Origin of the sequence: Synechococcus sp. RS9907, from assembly GCF_014279615.1 — a bacterium.
GTDB lineage: Bacteria > Cyanobacteriota > Cyanobacteriia > PCC-6307 > Cyanobiaceae > Parasynechococcus.
This window is the reverse complement of the sequence record NZ_CP047944.1, coordinates 1,467,259-1,482,807: the sequence shown is the minus strand read 5'-3', so window position 1 is coordinate 1,482,807 and position 15,549 is coordinate 1,467,259. Positions and strand designations below refer to the sequence as shown.

General features: G+C 60.5%; 18 protein-coding genes and 1 riboswitch. Of the genes, 12 read left to right on the top strand and 6 right to left on the bottom strand.

All coding sequences use genetic code 11. The features are described 5' to 3' along the window. Positions 1 to 10: 10 nt before the first annotated feature. On the bottom strand, positions 11 to 967 hold the full coding sequence (locus SynRS9907_RS08185; RefSeq protein ID WP_188020634.1) for a permease: 957 nt from the start codon (positions 965 to 967) through the stop codon (positions 11 to 13). A 119-nt stretch (positions 968 to 1,086) separates the two neighbouring features. Between SynRS9907_RS08185 and SynRS9907_RS08180 the strand changes: the two genes are divergently transcribed. The 9 genes from SynRS9907_RS08180 to SynRS9907_RS08140 all read left to right on the top strand — a co-directional run bounded on the left by SynRS9907_RS08180 (position 1,087) and on the right by SynRS9907_RS08140 (position 10,205). Beyond that, positions 1,087 to 4,752, top strand: coding sequence for a hydantoinase B/oxoprolinase family protein (locus SynRS9907_RS08180; protein ID WP_188020633.1), 3,666 nt, complete (start codon positions 1,087 to 1,089; stop codon positions 4,750 to 4,752). 25 nt (positions 4,753 to 4,777) lie between these two features. Continuing rightward, positions 4,778 to 5,062 (top strand): hypothetical protein, encoded by a 285-nt coding sequence (locus SynRS9907_RS08175; RefSeq protein WP_255445831.1) that lies wholly within the window; start codon positions 4,778 to 4,780, stop codon positions 5,060 to 5,062. 131 nt (positions 5,063 to 5,193) lie between these two features. After that, the gene (locus tag SynRS9907_RS08170; protein ID WP_188020631.1) at positions 5,194 to 5,499 is read left to right on the top strand and encodes a hypothetical protein; all 306 of its coding nucleotides are present in this window, start codon (positions 5,194 to 5,196) and stop codon (positions 5,497 to 5,499) included. 81 nt (positions 5,500 to 5,580) lie between these two features. After that, entirely contained in the window at positions 5,581 to 6,285 is a 705-nt protein-coding gene (locus SynRS9907_RS08165) for a 16S rRNA (uracil(1498)-N(3))-methyltransferase (RefSeq protein WP_188020630.1), read from the top strand. Positions 6,286 to 6,319: 34 nt separating this feature from the next. Beyond that, complete coding sequence (locus tag SynRS9907_RS08160) at positions 6,320 to 6,628, top strand: hypothetical protein (protein ID WP_114987787.1); 309 nt, start codon at positions 6,320 to 6,322, stop codon at positions 6,626 to 6,628. Beyond that, positions 6,625 to 6,876 (top strand): hypothetical protein, encoded by a 252-nt coding sequence (locus SynRS9907_RS08155; RefSeq protein WP_188020629.1) that lies wholly within the window; start codon positions 6,625 to 6,627, stop codon positions 6,874 to 6,876. The genes SynRS9907_RS08160 and SynRS9907_RS08155 overlap by 4 nt, the downstream gene beginning before the upstream one ends. 27 nt (positions 6,877 to 6,903) lie before the next feature. After that, positions 6,904 to 7,053: riboswitch (cobalamin riboswitch) on the top strand. Positions 7,054 to 7,060: 7 nt separating this feature from the next. After that, positions 7,061 to 7,693 carry a HupE/UreJ family protein gene (locus tag SynRS9907_RS08150; protein WP_255445830.1) on the top strand — a complete coding sequence of 211 codons (633 nt, stop codon included), beginning with the start codon at positions 7,061 to 7,063 and terminating at the stop codon, positions 7,691 to 7,693. 78 nt (positions 7,694 to 7,771) lie between these two features. Continuing rightward, a complete protein-coding gene (locus SynRS9907_RS08145; RefSeq protein WP_188020628.1) occupies positions 7,772 to 9,337 on the top strand; it encodes an iron uptake porin in 1,566 nt (521 codons plus the stop codon). Between the two features lie 319 nt (positions 9,338 to 9,656). Beyond that, the gene (locus SynRS9907_RS08140; RefSeq protein WP_188022398.1) at positions 9,657 to 10,205 is read left to right on the top strand and encodes a Crp/Fnr family transcriptional regulator; all 549 of its coding nucleotides are present in this window, start codon (positions 9,657 to 9,659) and stop codon (positions 10,203 to 10,205) included. A gap of 18 nt (positions 10,206 to 10,223) precedes the next feature. Here SynRS9907_RS08140 and SynRS9907_RS08135 read toward each other — a convergent pair whose 3' ends face one another. Continuing rightward, entirely contained in the window at positions 10,224 to 11,228 is a 1,005-nt protein-coding gene (locus tag SynRS9907_RS08135) for an extracellular solute-binding protein (RefSeq protein WP_188022397.1), read from the bottom strand. A gap of 124 nt (positions 11,229 to 11,352) precedes the next feature. Between SynRS9907_RS08135 and SynRS9907_RS08130 the strand changes: the two genes are divergently transcribed. Together SynRS9907_RS08130 and SynRS9907_RS08125 are read left to right on the top strand one after the other, a co-directional pair. After that, positions 11,353 to 12,018 (top strand): Fe2+-dependent dioxygenase, encoded by a 666-nt coding sequence (locus tag SynRS9907_RS08130; protein WP_188020627.1) that lies wholly within the window; start codon positions 11,353 to 11,355, stop codon positions 12,016 to 12,018. 35 nt (positions 12,019 to 12,053) lie between these two features. Beyond that, on the top strand, positions 12,054 to 12,335 hold the full coding sequence (locus SynRS9907_RS08125; protein ID WP_370586600.1) for a hypothetical protein: 282 nt from the start codon (positions 12,054 to 12,056) through the stop codon (positions 12,333 to 12,335). A gap of 97 nt (positions 12,336 to 12,432) precedes the next feature. Here SynRS9907_RS08125 and SynRS9907_RS08120 read toward each other — a convergent pair whose 3' ends face one another. Further along, a complete protein-coding gene (locus tag SynRS9907_RS08120; RefSeq protein ID WP_188020626.1) occupies positions 12,433 to 13,995 on the bottom strand; it encodes an iron uptake porin in 1,563 nt (520 codons plus the stop codon). A gap of 404 nt (positions 13,996 to 14,399) precedes the next feature. Between SynRS9907_RS08120 and SynRS9907_RS08115 the strand changes: the two genes are divergently transcribed. Further along, on the top strand, positions 14,400 to 14,570 hold the full coding sequence (locus SynRS9907_RS08115; protein WP_188020625.1) for a conjugal transfer protein TrbI: 171 nt from the start codon (positions 14,400 to 14,402) through the stop codon (positions 14,568 to 14,570). Positions 14,571 to 14,585: 15 nt separating this feature from the next. On the opposite strand, the gene SynRS9907_RS08110 is transcribed toward SynRS9907_RS08115, so the two are convergent. From SynRS9907_RS08110 to SynRS9907_RS08100, 3 genes are read right to left on the bottom strand one after another with little or no spacing between them, the layout of a single operon-like run. Continuing rightward, positions 14,586 to 14,870: a hypothetical protein gene (locus tag SynRS9907_RS08110; protein WP_188020624.1), complete on the bottom strand. Its 285-nt coding sequence runs from the start codon at positions 14,868 to 14,870 to the stop codon at positions 14,586 to 14,588. After that, complete coding sequence (locus tag SynRS9907_RS08105; protein ID WP_188020623.1) at positions 14,867 to 15,088, bottom strand: DUF3721 domain-containing protein; 222 nt, start codon at positions 15,086 to 15,088, stop codon at positions 14,867 to 14,869. The genes SynRS9907_RS08110 and SynRS9907_RS08105 overlap by 4 nt, the downstream gene beginning before the upstream one ends. A 4-nt stretch (positions 15,089 to 15,092) precedes the next feature. Then, positions 15,093 to 15,350 carry a hypothetical protein gene (locus SynRS9907_RS08100; RefSeq protein WP_188020622.1) on the bottom strand — a complete coding sequence of 86 codons (258 nt, stop codon included), beginning with the start codon at positions 15,348 to 15,350 and terminating at the stop codon, positions 15,093 to 15,095. Positions 15,351 to 15,549: the final 199 nt, after the last annotated feature.

The following is a 15,549-nucleotide window of genomic DNA, read 5'->3' as shown; positions in this document are numbered from 1 at the left end:
AACCGGCCCCTCACAGCAGCCATAGGTTGATCCACTGACCGATCAGCAGCACGCCAAGACTGGCACCGATCGCCGTGATCAGGATTGCCCTTGGCCGCATCAGCACGGTGAACAGGCCCGCGAGTTTGAGGTCCACAACGGGCCCCAGCAACAGGAAGGCCAGCAGGGCTCCGGGGGTGATCTGAGCGGCAAAGCCCAGGGCAAGAAAGGCATCCACGCTGGAGCAGACCGACACCACCACCGCCAGCAGCATCAAGGCCAGGATTGATGCCGTCGGCGCGCCCCCCACGGCCAACAGCCAACTGCGCGGCAGCCAGGTCTGCACCATGGCCGCAATCACGCATCCCAGCACCAGCAGAGCGAGCAGATCGAGAAATTCGCGGCAGCTCTGGTCCAGCACCTGCCAGGCCTTGAGGCGCCTGCCGTTCATGGATCGGGGTGGGCTGGGTGATCCGCCAATCACACCACTGCTGCGCTGCAGCAGCCCAAGGTTGCTGAGGGGCTGGCTCATGCGGCGTTCCTCCAGAAGCGCAGTGGCCAGCAGCTGCGTCTCGGGCAGTTGCACCAGTAACAAGCTCAGCAGGATCGCCAGCAGAAAGGCCCCCAATGGCCGGGCTACCAGCAGCCAGGGCTGATTGGGAAACGCGGCCCAGGTGCTGGCCAGCACGATGGGATTCAGCACCGGAGCTGCAAACAGAAAGCCGAAGGCCGTGCCCATCGGTGCCCCGCTGGCCAGCAGACGGCGGGCGACGGGGACGTTGCCGCATTCGCAGGCCGGAAGGGCAAAACCCATCAGGGCCCCGATGATCGGTGCCAGCACTGGGTTCTTGGGGAGCCGCTCGATCCAGGCACCCGGTGGCACGGCCCATCGGGCCAGGCCTGCGATGGCAACGCCGAGCAGCAGAAACGGAACGGCTTCCAGCAGTAACCCCTGAAAGATCGCCCAGGCCGTGGCGAGCTTGTCCAAGCGTTCGGGCGGCGGTTGCTTCTCAACGTTCTCAGTTCAGCTCGCCCATCGGGGGGCGTCGACATGGTTTGTTGATTGGCCTAGGCGGCAGGCTGGGACGACGTTGGCCAGGGCCTGAGATGGGGTGGTGCTTCTGGATTGATCGCGGTGGCACCTTCACCGATCTGATCGGTCGCGATCCAGAAGGCCAGCTGCACGTGCGCAAGGTGCTCTCGGAGCAGGCCGGTGCTGGAGACCCTGCGGTGTCGGCCATGGAAGCGATGTTGGCGTCGGCTTCTCCACCCGTGGAGTTGGGGGACGTCGACGACGTGCGTCTCGGCACCACCGTGGCCACCAATGCGCTGCTGGAGGGGGCTGGCGCTCCTTTGTTGTTGCTCACCAATGCCGGGCTGAGGGATCAGCTGTGGATCGGCGATCAACACCGCGATGATCTGTTCGCACTTGAGCAGCCCCGGCGACCCTTCCTGGCGCAAACGGTGCTGGAGCTGACCGGTCGGCTCGATCCCCGGGGTGAGGAGGTGGAGCCGCTGGTGCTGGATCATCCGCTGCGGCGGCGGCTTGAGGAGCTGCGCCGTTCCGGCCTGGACGTCGCCGTGGTGGCGTTGTTGCATGCCCAGCGCAACCCAGCCCATGAGCAGCGCTGTGCTGCATTGCTGCGGGAACTTGGCTTTCGCACCGTGGTCTGCTCCCACCAGGTGAGTGTGATGCCCCGCCTGGTGCCGCGGGGGCAGACGGCCCTGGTGGAGGGGGCCGTGCATCCGGTGCTGGATGGCTACCTGCAACAGGTGCAGGGGGCGTTGGGTGCCGCCACGCCCCTGCGGGTGATGACCTCCAGCGGAGCGTTGCAGGCTCCAGACAGGCTGCAGGCCAAAGACACCATCCTTTCGGGGCCGGCGGCGGGGATGGTTGGGGCGATCGCCGCGGCGCGGATGGCCGGCTTTGACGGGGTGCCGGTGCTCGGCTTCGACATGGGGGGCACGTCGACGGATGTGTTCTGTGTGGCTTGCGCCGATGTGCAGGCCCTGCGGCAAGTGAAGGAGCAGACCGAGATCGCCGGCCTGCAGTTGCTGGCCCCACGGCTGCCGATTGAAACCGTGGCGGCCGGTGGCGGATCAGTGCTGGAGCTCCAGGGGGAGCGGTTGCGGGTGGGACCTCGCTCCGCCGGAGCACAACCGGGCCCGGCCTGTTATCGCGCCGGCGGACCGCTCACCATCACCGACGCCAACCTGTTGCTGGGGCGTCTGCAGGTGGACCGCTTCCCGGCGGTGTTCGGACCGTCCGGGGATCTGCCACCGGATGTGGAGGTGGTGCGGCATCGCTTCGCCGAGCTCGCGGCAGCGCTGGGGCAGACCCCGGAGCGGGTGGCATCCGGGGCGTTGCAACTGGCGGTGGAAACCATGGCTGCTGCGATTCGCCGGGTGTCACTGCATCGCGGTGAGGACATTCGCGGCGGGGTGTTGGTGGCCTACGGGGGAGCTGGTGGTCAGCACGCCTGTCGCCTGGCGGATGAACTGGGGCTGAACACGGTGCTGTTGCATCCCATGGCCGGCGTTCTCTCCGCCTTTGGCATGGGTCAGGCCCGTCAGCGCTGCCGGCGGCAGATGCATCTCGGTGCTGCCCTCTCGCCCGAGCTGTTGGCGGGCCTGCCGGATCAGGTGGAGCGGCTGATGGCTGAAGCAAAGGAGATGTTGCACCGCCAGGGGGATGGTGCTGATGCCGAGGCGGAGGAGCCGCAGGTCTGGGTCAGCCTGGCCCTGCGTTATCCCTCTGCCGAGCAGACCCTGGTGCTCCCCTGGTCCGCTGAGCAAGGCGTTGATGCCGTGATCTCGGCCTTCCAGTCGAGCCATCAGCAACGCTACGGCTACTGCATTGATGCCGATCAGGCCCTGATCGTCGAACAGCTCAATGTTGAGGTCACAGCACCCCAACAGTTCGATGCCACAGCCACAGCCACAGCCGCAGCTACAGCAACAGCCGCAGCTGAGAAGGCCGAACCAACGCCAGAGGTGCAGCCATCGCCGCAGGTGTCGATGCACCTGGAGTCGAGCGGCTGGACGCAGGTGCCGTTGCTAAACCGCACTGCCCTGCGGCTGAATCAGCGGATTGCAGGCCCGGCCCTGATCGTCGAAGCCACGGGCTGCACGGTGCTGGAGCCGGGCTGGCAGGCCCGGGTGGCGGAGGGGGGCACGCTGTTGCTGGAGCGCTCGCATCCCGCAGACGGATCACCGGAGCTGGCCCAGGCCGGTGACCACGACCCGTTGCAGGCGGAACTGTTTCGCCACCGCTTCATGGCGATCGCTGAACAGATGGGGGAACAGCTGCGGCAGAGCAGTCGCTCCGTGAACATCCGCGAGCGCCTGGATTTCTCCTGTGCGTTGTTTGATGCCACGGGGGGCCTGGTGGCCAATGCCCCCCACATTCCGGTGCACCTCGGATCAATGGGCGACAGCGTTCGCGACCTGCTGGCCCAGGTGGCGAGTGGTGATGTCGCACCGCTGCAGCCCGGCGACACGCTGCTCAGCAACGACCCTTTCCATGGCGGCACCCACCTGCCCGACATCACCGCCATCTCGCCGGTGTTCTGCGATGGGGATCAGCCCAGCTTCTTTGTGGCCAGCCGTGGCCATCACGCCGATGTGGGTGGCATCGCTCCCGGATCAATGCCGTCCTTCAGTCGCACCATTGCCGATGAGGGCCTGCTGCTGCGCAACCAGCTGTTCGTGCGCCAGGGCCGGGTTCTCGCCGCAGATCTGAAAGCGGTGTGGGGCGGCATGGCCACGCCGCCCCGCAACCCTCCGGAACTGTTGGCCGATCTGCAGGCTCAGGTGGCGGCCAATCAGGCGGGGATTGTGGCGCTGCAATCCCTCGTGGAGCGGGAGGGGCAGACCCTGGTGCAACGGCAGATGACCCTGCTGCAGCAGGACGCAGCCCGCAGTGTTCAGCGGCTGCTGTTGCGCTTAACGGACGCCCGGCATCAGCTGGCCCTGGATGACGGCTCCTGCCTGGTGGTGCAGGTGAGCCTGGATCTCAAACGCCAACGGTTGTGTTTGGATTTCAGCGGAACATCGCCCCAACGGCTGGGCAATTTCAACGCCCCCCTGGCGGTGACGCGGGCGGCTGTGCTGTACGTGATCCGTTGTCTCCTCGACAGCGACATCCCCTTGAACGAGGGCTGTTTCGCGCCACTCGATCTGGTGGTGCCGGAGGGCTGTCTGTTGAATCCGCGGCCCCCCGCCGCTGTGGTGGCCGGCAACGTGGAGGTGTCTCAGGCCCTCTGCAATCTGCTGTTCGCGGCTTTCGGCACCCAGGCGGCCGGCCAGGGAACGATGAACAACCTCAGCTTCGGCAATGGCCGCTGCCAGTACTACGAAACGGTGGCCGGTGGTGGCGGCGCGGGTGCGGGTTTTGCCGGATCGGTGGGGCTGCAGTCGCACATGACCAACTCGCGGCTGACGGACCCCGAGGTGCTGGAGAGCCGTTATCCGGTGCGCTTGGAATCCTTCGCGGTGCGCTCCGGCAGTGGCGGCCAGGGCTTGTGGCCCGGGGGCGACGGCTTGGAGCGCACGATCCGCTTCCTCGAGCCGATGAGTGTGTCGCTGATCAGTGGCTCGCGGCAGGTGGCCCCGTTCGGTCTTAATGGTGGGGCCAGTGGTGCCTGTGGCGAGAACCTGCGGCTGGACCGTGAGGGGGTGGCCCATCCCCTGCCCGGTGCTGTGCAGCTGGAGCTCCAGGCGGGCGAGGCCATTCGCATGCTCACCCCAGGGGGAGGCGGCATGGGACGTTGAGGAGGGGATGCCTTCTGGTGGTGTGATGCCGATGCGATCACAGGGTTGGTGGTTGAGCGTGCTGCTGGGCTGCTGCCTCAACGGGGCTGTCCAGGCCAGAAGCCTTGACCAGCAGATGTTCCAGTTGCAGCTGGTGATGGATCAGATCCGTTTGGCCCGTTCCGTCGGGGATCGCGTTGGCGTTTGCGTTGAATCCCGCCGGGCCAACAATCTTGTGCTCGATCTTCTTCCGGCCCTGCAATTGCACCGTCCTGGCCTCAATCATGCTGCCTTGCAAGACAGGATCCTGGTGGGATTTGATCAGTGTTGATCGCCTGAGTTGATCGAGTCTTTGATCGATCTTTCCTGATTGGCTTTGGGGCTGCTGTTTGAAAACCAGCATGACGACCCATTGTCGATCGGCATCTGCGGATTCAATCTGAATGCAGCCAAGCTGATGGCATGGGTTTGCTTCAAACGATCCAGGGACGGTTGCTTCAGTACGACTCCCCGTCGCGGCAGATGCAACAGGCCCATTTCGACGCAGCCCGACGCCTGGCCCAGGCTCAATTTCAGCTGGCTGATGCCGAATTAAGCCAACGCCTCTGGCAGGACGTGGCTGATCGTGATCTCGATGTTGATCGGATCCTGAATCTCCTTTATGGCTGCTGGTTCCAGGACGATCCTGCGGCGCTGCGTGCTGCCGACGCTGAGTTTCAGGCGCGCCGCGAGCAGGAGTTGATCCCCGGGGTGTTCGAACACTGCTGAGGATTGTTGGCCGTGGGGATGGTTGTGCTGAACTGACGGATCTGTTGGTGACGGCGTGCTGTTGATCCCTGAGATCCAGCCATGAACATCGTTGTTCTCAACCGTTCCGATTGGCTGGATGAACGGAGGGTTCGTCTTGTGGATCGTCGGGCGAATCACATCCGTTCGGTGCTTCGGGCTGCGGTGGGCGACAGCATCCGAGTTGGTGAGCTGAATGGCGATCTGGGCCAGGGCCGCATCTGTGCCCTGGATGCAGATGCCGTGGTGCTGGAGGTGGACCTCAACCAGCCACCGCCGCCTCGCCATCGGTTTGACATTGTTCTGGCCTTGCCGAGGCCCAAGGTGCTGCGCCGTCTGTTCCGCACCGTGGCCGAATACGGCGTGGCCAACCTTCACCTGATCAACTGCGCCCGGGTTGAAAAGAGCTATTGGCAGTCGCCTTTGCTCGCACCCGACAAGGTGCACGATGCGCTGCTGGCCGGGATGGAGCGCGCCAGCGACACGGTGGCGCCCCGGGTGCATCAGCACCGGCGCTTTCGACCCTTTGTTGAAGACCAGCTCCAGGATCTCTGTGCCGGACGGCCCTGCTGGATGGCCCAGATGGGGGCCTCCCTTCCCTTGCGCGACACCCCAGCGGGGGCGGCTGTGGTGATGGTGGGGCCGGAGGGCGGTTTTGTTCCGTTTGAACTGGAGTTGGCCCAGGCGGTGATCGCGCAGCCCGTGCATCTGGGATCGCGCACCTTGAGCGTGGACACGGCCCTCACCACCGCTCTGGCCCAGGGATGATGGTGTTGCGTGTGTTGCTTCAACGGCGACGGCAATGAACGATCTGGCTGGCTTGCAAGCTCTTGTGGAGGACGTCGGGTCCGGCAACGTCATCGATGCCGAACTGCTCGATGGGTGTCCGGTGGAAGCCCACGAACTGGATGAAATGGATGCGTCTCAGGCCGCGCAGGTCGCCGCCCATTGCTTCGGCCTGCTCTTTGATCACAAGGTGGAGCAGCTTGAGGGAATCGAGGCGGATCTCGATGCGGGCCTGTGGACCGGCACCGTTGATGGTTTCGGATTTCAGATCAGCCGGGATGACGTCGGCGATCTGGTGCTCGATTTCTCGAGCCAGCCGGCGTGACGGTTGATGAGCTGCGCAGCGACCTGACGGCCCGGCTTGGTGAGCAGGTGGAGCAGGTGTTCACCCGGGATGGAGCCCCTGTTGACGACATCACCGAGCTCTACCAGCCCTCTCCGGCTGGTTTTGGCGGTCAGCTGCGACTGCAACGCAGCGGCCGCCGCCTGGCCTGGGAGCTCTGGCTGGAAGACGGTGATCGCTGGAATTTCCACACCACCGACCTTGCCGATGCACCGCCACAGGCCGAATGATTGTTGGTCAGGAGCGACGGCCAAGCGCCGGTAGGGTGGGGCGCTGGTTTCAGCGGGGAACAGCCGCTGAAGGAAACGGGGAAAGAGCAGTGAGAATCTGCCGCTGTCCCGCAGCTGTGAAACGTCGGCCCTCCGCCCACGTCAGTCAGAACGCCCGCCAGATCAAACCGACGAGGATCGACTTTTGAATTCTTTGCCACTGGCCCTGCGCAGGCCGCTGCTGATCGCCGGCCCTTCGCTTCTGGCGGTTCTTCTCCTGGCAAGTCCAGCGTTCGCCCACCACCCATTTGGCATGGGCGACAGCGCTGCTCTCACCCCCCTGCAGGGATTGCTCAGTGGCATCGGGCACCCGCTGCTGGGTCCTGACCATCTCCTGTTTCTGTTGGCCATCGCCTTCATCGGCCTGCAACGTCCCCGCGCCTGGGTGATTCCTCTGCTGGCTGCTGGCCTGGGCGGCAGTGTTCTTTCGCAGTTCATCCCCCTGCCGGATGCCGTGGCTCCCTGGGCGGAGGCCATGGTCTCCCTCAGCCTGGTGGTGGAGGGTTTGATGGCTCTCACCGTGGCCTCCACCCGTTGGTTGCTGCCGCTGGTGTCCCAGCATGGTTTTCTGCTGGGCAGCACCATCGTTGGTGCGGAACCCACCCCGCTGTTCACCTATTTCCTGGGTCTGCTGATTGGCCAAGGCGCACTGCTGTTGGTGGTGAGCAATTGGTCCAAGTCTCTGGTTGAGCGCCTGGGCTCCCAGGGGCAACGGCTTGGTGCCGGCATCTGGATGGGCATCGGCATGGCCTTTGTCTGGGTTGCCCTGATCGACTGAAACCTCTTGTTGCGTCTTGCCCAGATGGCTTGACGCTTAGAAACCGATGTTGCGTAATGGGCACATCGCTCTTGACCCATGACGCTTGTTCGGCAACTGCTGGTTGCTCCTGCTGCCCTTGGCCTGATCGCCAGTGGCGCTAATGCCGCCGAACTGAACATCAACGGCGTTTCTGATTACGCGGCTACTGCCAGTGGCAACAGCCTTGATCAGGTCACCAGCGTCACCCAGTTCTCTGACATTTACCCCACCGACTGGGCCTATCAGGCTCTGGCCAACCTGGTGGAGACCTACGGCTGCGTCGCCGGTTACCCCAACGGCAGCTTCCGTGGCAACCGTGCCATGACCCGCTACGAAGCGGCTGCCCTGCTGAACGCTTGCCTCGACCGGATCACTGAAGTGACCGACGAGCTGCGTCGTCTGCTCAAGGAATTCGAGACCGAGCTGGCCATCCTTAAGGGTCGCGTTGACGGCCTCGAGGCCCGCGTGGGCGAACTGGAAGCAACCCAGTTCACCACCACCACCAAACTCAAGGGTCAGGCCACCTGGGTGTTCGGAGCCAGCCGCTTCAAGGGGTCCGCGTCCCGGCTGCGTTCCAGAAGCGATGGTGACTATGGCGGCACAACGTTCAACCACGACCTTCAGCTGGGGTTGGCGACCTCCTTCACCGGCAAGGATCAATTGACCACGGTGTTGCGTGGCGGCAATTTCGATGGAGACGGCAACGTTTTCGGCAGTGGTGGTCCGTTGGGTCTGGCCACCCTGGAAACTGCGTTTCAGGAGGGTGATCGCCCCAATCTGGTGGCGATCGACAAGCTCTTCTATTCCTTCCCGTTGGGGGATGAGATCACCATCACCACCGGCCCGATTGTTGGCCAGGAAGACATGCTCGCGATCTGGCCGAGCGTCTATCCCAGTGATCCGATCCTCGATGTGCTCACGGTGAATGGAGCGCCGGGGGCTTACAACAAAAACAAAGGTGCGGGCGTGGGCATCAGCTGGGCTGCGGAAAGCGGAGCCCGCGCGTCGGCCAACTATGTCGCGGCCAATGGTGCATCAAGCGACACCCGTTCCGGTGGTTTCGCCACCGACGAGGCGGGAGGCACCGGCACCCTGCAGCTGGGTTGGGAGGGTGACAACTGGGGCGTTGCTGCCCTGTATTCCAAGGTTCAAAACGGTCAAGACCTGATCGTGTATGCCACGCCTTTCGTTAAGGATCGCTTCAGTGATCGGGGCGTGACTCACGCCTATGCCCTGGGTGGTTTCTGGCAGCCATTGGAGAGCGGCTGGCTTCCATCGCTGTCGCTCGGTTGGGGCATCAATCAGTCCGACACCCAGCGCGAAGGCCAGGTGAACACCAGTCAGTCCTGGAGGGCTGGGCTGCAGTGGAAAGATGTGTTGGTGGCGGGGAACAACGCCGGAGTGGCTGTGGGACAGCCTGTTTTTGCGACGGATCTTCGAGGTGGCGACACCCCTGCTGATGGCCAGTTCATCTGGGAGTGGTGGTATCAGTTCCAAGTGACCGACAACATCAGCATCACCCCGGCGCTGTTCTATCTGTCGCGACCGATGGGTGAGCTCACACCGGATGGTTCAACCTTCCAGCAACTGGGCGGCCTGATCAAAACGACATTTGTGTTCTGAGCCGTGAATCAATAGCGACGTCGCGCGGTTGCAACGGATCTACCTCCTGTTGAAGCCTCCGTTGCAGTGGTGGCAGCCCGTCACCACACCAATGCTTCGAATACAAGGAGATGCCCAGTTGCTCCGCGCCCTGCTGCTGCACGCCAACGAGCAGGTCTCGGCCGCAGTTGAGAAAAGGTCTCAATTTGGGAGCTTTATTGAGAATGACTTGCAATATCGACAAGAGATCTGTACTGTTGCGAGCAATTCTCAATCGCGATAATCCGTGACCGCGTCCGCCTACCGCTTCCTGCCGGACAATCCGATCGCTCCGTTGAGCATGCCCCGTTCGCAGACGGTGTTGATTGATCCGGCCGGGCGTGATCAGGCCACGGTGCTGGAGGTGATTGAAGGGGTATGCCGCGTGTACTGCCCCTGCGAAGAAACGGAGGGAATGACCCTGGCGTTTCTGCAGTCGGGCGATCGCCTGCGCACCGATCGTCTCTGCAGTGATGGCGTTTGCATCGAGGCCCTCACCGCCCTGAAATTTCGGCGTGATGCTGTCTCAACGGATGAGCTGGGTCTTGATGCGGTGAATGAATGGACGCTCCAGCTCCTGCGCATCCGTCATCTGGGCCAGGCCGAGCAACGGCTGCATGCCCTGATGGCGCTGCTGGTGAACCGACTCGGATTTCGTTGCCGCGATGCGTACCAACTTCCGTTTCGCCTCACCCACGACCGCTTCGGTGAACTCATCGGTGCAACACGGGTGACTACCACTCGCCTGATGTCGAAATGGCGTCAGGCGGAACTGGTGGCCATGGCGTCCGGTGACGTCACGATGCAGCTCTCACCAGAGTTGATCGCAACTTCACCGCTTCAGTTTTGACGATATGGCTCGCTGGCCTCAGCGCCAGCCAGCCTGCGCCATCACTTGAATCGCCTTCTTCTGGTTGGCACCGATCGCGCTGATGGGCACGTTGTCCGGGGTGAACCGTCCGTACTGTTTCAGCACATTTGAGGAGCCCTGACTTTTCAGCGGGTATTCGTGGGTTGGCCCAGCAAGCGCCTGGCTTCCCTGCGGAGATGAGAGGAATTCAATCAACTTCAGGGCTTCCCGTTTGTTTTGGGCTGAGGTGGCCATGCCAGCTGCGCTGATGTTCACGTGAGCTGGATTGGGCATGATCAATTTCACATTCTTTGCCAGCTCCTGATCACCCTTGCCATTGTCTCCGGCTTGCATGCGTGCCAGGTAGTAGTGATTCACAACGCCCACGCCACATTTGCCCTGGCCAACGGCCCGAATGAGGGATGTGTCTCCGGAGAAGAAGGGCTGTTTGACATTGCCCACCATTGATCTCACCCAGGCAGTTGCTCCGGTTTGACCCTTCAAGACAATTTGGTCGGCAACAAGGGATTGGTTGTAGACATTCTTTCTCTTGCGCAGGCAAAGCTTTCCTTTTAATTGCGGCTTGCCGAGATCGTCGTAGCTGTTGATCGAGGAGGGATCAACAAGCTTGGGATTGACGATGATTGAGCGCACGCGTCTTGTTAAGCCAAACCAGCGGTTGGATGGATCCCGATAGCGCGCCGGAATGTTCGCTTTCAGTGTGTTGCTCTGAACTGGCTGCAGCAATCCTGCATTGGCAGCATCATTGATGCGAGCAGCATCCACCAACAGAATTACGTCCGCCTTGGAGTTGCTTCCCTCTCGTTTGAGCCGTTCCACCAGTGAGATGCCGGTGGCTTCAATCAGGCGAACTTTGATCCCTGTTTTCTCGCTGAAACGTTTAAAAACCTGTCGGTCAGTGTTGTAGTGGCGACCGGAATAAACACGCACTTCCTGCGCACCAACAGAGGCGCATCCAACCAGTGGGACAACGAGGCAGAGTCCAGCGAGAACCTTCAACATGGCTTTACTCTTCATCCCACCATCATAGGTGTTTGATGTCTTCTCACTGAGCCAGTTTGTGCGATGTTTTCGTATCATTTGGTCGACTGCGTAGGGTGGTGCAAAGGTTTTGCACTCATTGTGGATGGATCATCTTGTGCGTCCACTGCTCTCGCAGGCTGATGTTGATTCCATCTATCAGCAACTGAGTGCTGCCGACCTGCCTTGGCTGGATGGACGACTCACGGCGGGAGAGCAAGCGGCTTCGGTTAAAAAGAATCATCAACTTGATCCTGAATCCCCTTTGGCACTTCGGGTGGCGAACTCGGTGTCGAAGGCATTGAAATCAGATCCTTTGATCAAGAGTTTCGCTTTGATCCGAAAGGTGCACAGTGTTTTGATTTCTCGCTGTGCGCCAGGCGATGGATATGGATGGCATGTGGATAATCCGTTTTCCCGTTATGGCCGGCGCGATCTATCCTTCACCGTGTTTTTAAGTGAGACTTCCTCTTATCAAGGGGGAGTTTTGCAATTGCAGGCCGGGCAAGGTGGTGAGGAATTTCGTTGCTGCGCTGGTGAGGTTGTTGTGTATCCCAGCTCCTTATTGCATTGCGTTGCGCCAGTGACGCAGGGGACGCGCTACGCCTGTGTCGGCTGGATCGAAAGCTATGTGAAATCCGCTGAGGATCGTTCCTTGTTGTTCAACCTGGATGCTGGAGCGCGCGGATTGCTGGCCAAGCATGGACGTTCGGATGAGCTTGATCTCGTTTTTCAGGCCTACTCCAATGCTGTGCGGCGGCTCTCCGATTGATGGTGTTTCAAATGATGCGTTGATCTGGCTCATTCTTGGCGGCTTGGGCGCTAGCGTTGATCACAATGATTTTTTGGCGTTGGAACATGGCCAAACCCTCTGCAGTCTCTGTGTTTTTAGCCGCTTCGTCCCTGCTGCTGGCTTCAGCTGATTTACCGGTGGTGCAGGCCCAGGATGGGGGCGGATTGAAGGAGTGGTCGACGGATCAAGCTGTCGATGACGACAGTGTGATGAATGAAGAGGCTGAGGCTCTTCTCAAAAAAGCTGAACAAGAAGATGTTTGTGTTCCCATTGGTGAGGGTGAGAACTGCTGGTGAATCTGTGATTCAGATCGTTTGAGGGGCGCTAGCCCCTCTCTTTTTTTGCAAAAAAAAGCGCCCGTAAGGGCGCTATCTTGTTTGCTGATGTTGGCAATCAGAATTTGAAGGTGGTCTTGACCAGACCACCAAATTTGTTGGCACCATCAACTTGATCTTTGCCGTTGGCATCATCAACCCAGAACACCGCAGGTGTAATGGTGATGTTGTCGGTTACGGCGAAGTCGTAGTAAGCCTCGATGGCGAAGTTCTGATCGCCACCATTGGGCCGGTCACGAATCTCGGTGGCGTAGCTGGAGTAGGAACCGAAGCCCAGCCCCAGTTTGTTGCCTTCGACAAAAGCATCCTTCCAGTTCAAGCCGACCATCCAGCCTTTTAGGGCCTCGGCATTGCCGTAGTACTCACTATCTGCCCAGCCGAAGTCCAAGCCCGCACTGATGGTGGGAATGAATCCGCTGTCGCTTGGTGACCAGTAACCACGCAGACCGACGGCATGAAGGGGGTGAGCCAGATTTTTGGCAGTTGGGGTCGAATACCCCATTGCTGCCTTGGCCTCCGTAACGCCATCGTCTTGTTGCGCATTCTTCAGCGCATAGAGCGCTGAGATGAACCACTTGCGGTTGCCATAGCCCACTTGGCTCAGCAGATAGGCATCGGTGTTTTCACCGAACATGCCTTTTTCTGAATTGCTCAGGGCACCGTCACCACCATCGGCGACGTAGTTCACTGCGATGTTGAAGGCTGCATCGCCAGGATCAGCATCCTGACGCCATTGCACACCAAAGCCCTGCCCGGTGCTTGCACCAAGAACGGCATCGTACCCGCCCAGTTTGAACGCCTTCAGGATCGGCTTATAGCGGGTGGGCGTCTCGATCATGTAGTAGTTCTCGATCAGCGCACCAACGGTGACCTTGAACTCATTGCCGATGGGGAAGCTGTACCAGAGCTTGTCCACCTTCAAGGTGTTATCACCACTCTTGGAATCAGACAGATAAGAGTCTGATTGCGTCCAGACGTTGTTCATGTTGCCCGCCCGTAGACGGGTGTACAGACGATCCTTCCCGGTAAAGGATGTGTTGAGGTTCAGGGTGGTGCGATAGGAGAAATTGAAGCCATCGTCTTCGCAGGCGCCTCCCTTCTTGTTGCACGCATCGCGATCGGCATACTTCACGGCGCCCGTGAAGAAGTCAGCCTTACCTTTCAGCTTGGTGGTGGTGGAGAACTGGGTTGCTTCCAGTTCGCCCACGCGGGCTTCGAGGCCGTCAACGCGACCCTTGAGGATGGCCAGCTCGGTTTCGAATTCCTTGAGCAGGCGACGCAGCTCGTCGGTCACTTCGGTGATCCGGTCGAGGCAAGCGTTCAGCAGGGCAGCCGCTTCGTAGCGGGTCATGGCACGGTTGCCACGGAAGCTGCCGTTGGGGTAACCGGCGACGCAGCCGTAGGTCTCCACCAGGTTGGCCAGAGCCTGATAGGCCCAGTCGGTGGGGTAAACGTCAGAGAATTGGGTGACGCTGGTGACCTGCTCGGCATCAGCGGCGTCATCAGAAATGCCGTTGATGTTCAGCTCGGCGGCTTGGGCGGCTGGGCTGTTGACAACAGCCAAAGGGGCCAGAAGGCCAAGGGCAGCAGGAGCCACCAGCAGTTGCTGGAAAAGCTTCATGGGGGTTCCTCACACAGGAATGCCCGTTAGGGCTCACTTACTTTGACAACCTGCTGGGTCGTTTGTTTTTTCTATGAGCCGAGTGCGCGTATCTTTTGATACCCGCTAGTAGGGGTTTGTTTGATCCCTTTGGGCCTTGATGCTTTGTCTAGCTCAGATGACTTGATCTTGTTGTTTCAACGTGCAGTGTTGAATGATTTGATTTCGTCGGTATTTGTTTTCTCGATTTGTCGTTTAAATTGTCCAGGTTTTTGATTGATTCGGGCTTCCACGTTGCTGGCCTGGCGTCTTGTCTGGGGTGAGAATCGTTATCAATATTTCTGCAGGAATTGTGTGTGGAAATTGTGTGTTTGCTCTGGTTTCATCTTTTTTCGGCCTAGACAACAGTGAGTTGATTGGTTGTGATGGCTCCCGCTACGCCCTGTGCCTGTCCGCGTTGCACCTGTGAGGTGAAGGCGTCCCAAGCTGTTGTTCGCGACGGGCAGAGTTTCTGTTCAGAGGCCTGTGCTACCGGCCATCCCAACCACGAGCCCTGCCATGGCAGTGGCACCTGCGGCTGCACCTGCGCGGAGTGAGGCAGTCGGGTTGATTCAACCCCCTGTTGTGCGGGCCGGCCTGAGCAGCATCGTCAGCCCAGACACGGTCACAACAATGGTGAGAGCCCCCAGCAGGATTGGGTACACGGGCTGAAGATTGAGCCAGCCGAACTGTCCTGTGTGCAGCTTGAGCAGCCAGAAGGCATCAATGTTCTGCTCCAGCAGCACGCTGTAGAGGGAGCCGGTTCCTGCGGTGATCAGCAGTGGTGCTGCGGCGATCGGCACCAGCCAGCGATGGATGCGCCGCGCCTGCCGGCTGGTTGTTTTGGAGGCTTTCATTGCTTGCGCAGCTGTTGGTGGAGTTCCCGTTCATCCGTGCAAGGCATCCAGCGTCCGTTGTTCTCATGAACGCTGCTGCAACCGATTTCAGCCGCCCGCTGCCGGGCTTCGGCTTCGGTGCCATAGAGCCCCTTGCCGTGGGCTATTCCTTGCGTTGTGTTCACCAACAGGGCCGAAACCCCGAAGCTGAGAGCCAATAACGGTTGGATGGCGTTCATCGGTTTAGAAGCCTTCGCAGTGTTCAACGGCCTTGAGGTAATTCATCTTGCCGGGATCTTCTCCTCCCTTGGGATTGATGCTGGCCCTCATGGCGACCTGTGCATCGATGCAGCGGTTGTAGCGATGGGTTTTGACGGCTTGTGGAATCAGCAGAACCGTGATGCTGAGCAGGCTAAGACTGCTAACAGCCGCAAGCACCGGGTAGGTGTGGGCTCGCACCATCTCGCGAGCTGTGAGCTTTTGATGGTTGTGGTCGACCATGTGTCGCTTGTGATTGGTTTCAACGTATGGACAGGCTTGCGCGTCGATTGGCCTTGAGCAACGTTGTTGATTTGGCGATGCAGCAGAAGAACGGGGATGTTTTGGCGAGCATGCTTCGTCAGTCCGATTTAAAAACTAAAAAATGACCGCTCTGGGTGCTGAGCAAAGGCGATTCCGTTGTCACGCGACCTACGAGAAC

What these genes read in the sequence shown, in the direction of transcription:
- SynRS9907_RS08175 (WP_255445831.1), top strand. Translation starts at nt 4,778, where the DNA reads ATGCCGATGCGATCACAGGGTTGGTGGTTGAGCGTGCTGCTGGGCTGC.
- SynRS9907_RS08110 (WP_188020624.1), bottom strand. Translation starts at nt 14,870, where the DNA reads ATGAAAGCCTCCAAAACAACCAGCCGGCAGGCGCGGCGCATCCATCGC.
- SynRS9907_RS08115 (WP_188020625.1), top strand. Translation starts at nt 14,400, where the DNA reads ATGGCTCCCGCTACGCCCTGTGCCTGTCCGCGTTGCACCTGTGAGGTG.
- SynRS9907_RS08145 (WP_188020628.1), top strand. Translation starts at nt 7,772, where the DNA reads ATGACGCTTGTTCGGCAACTGCTGGTTGCTCCTGCTGCCCTTGGCCTG.
- SynRS9907_RS08160 (WP_114987787.1), top strand. Translation starts at nt 6,320, where the DNA reads ATGAACGATCTGGCTGGCTTGCAAGCTCTTGTGGAGGACGTCGGGTCC.
- SynRS9907_RS08165 (WP_188020630.1), top strand. Translation starts at nt 5,581, where the DNA reads ATGAACATCGTTGTTCTCAACCGTTCCGATTGGCTGGATGAACGGAGG.
- SynRS9907_RS08140 (WP_188022398.1), top strand. Translation starts at nt 9,657, where the DNA reads ATGCCCCGTTCGCAGACGGTGTTGATTGATCCGGCCGGGCGTGATCAG.
- SynRS9907_RS08130 (WP_188020627.1), top strand. Translation starts at nt 11,353, where the DNA reads ATGGATCATCTTGTGCGTCCACTGCTCTCGCAGGCTGATGTTGATTCC.
- SynRS9907_RS08135 (WP_188022397.1), bottom strand. Translation starts at nt 11,228, where the DNA reads ATGTTGAAGGTTCTCGCTGGACTCTGCCTCGTTGTCCCACTGGTTGGA.
- SynRS9907_RS08180 (WP_188020633.1), top strand. Translation starts at nt 1,087, where the DNA reads ATGGGGTGGTGCTTCTGGATTGATCGCGGTGGCACCTTCACCGATCTG.
- SynRS9907_RS08105 (WP_188020623.1), bottom strand. Translation starts at nt 15,088, where the DNA reads ATGAACGCCATCCAACCGTTATTGGCTCTCAGCTTCGGGGTTTCGGCC.
- SynRS9907_RS08170 (WP_188020631.1), top strand. Translation starts at nt 5,194, where the DNA reads ATGGGTTTGCTTCAAACGATCCAGGGACGGTTGCTTCAGTACGACTCC.
- SynRS9907_RS08100 (WP_188020622.1), bottom strand. Translation starts at nt 15,350, where the DNA reads ATGGTCGACCACAACCATCAAAAGCTCACAGCTCGCGAGATGGTGCGA.
- SynRS9907_RS08120 (WP_188020626.1), bottom strand. Translation starts at nt 13,995, where the DNA reads ATGAAGCTTTTCCAGCAACTGCTGGTGGCTCCTGCTGCCCTTGGCCTT.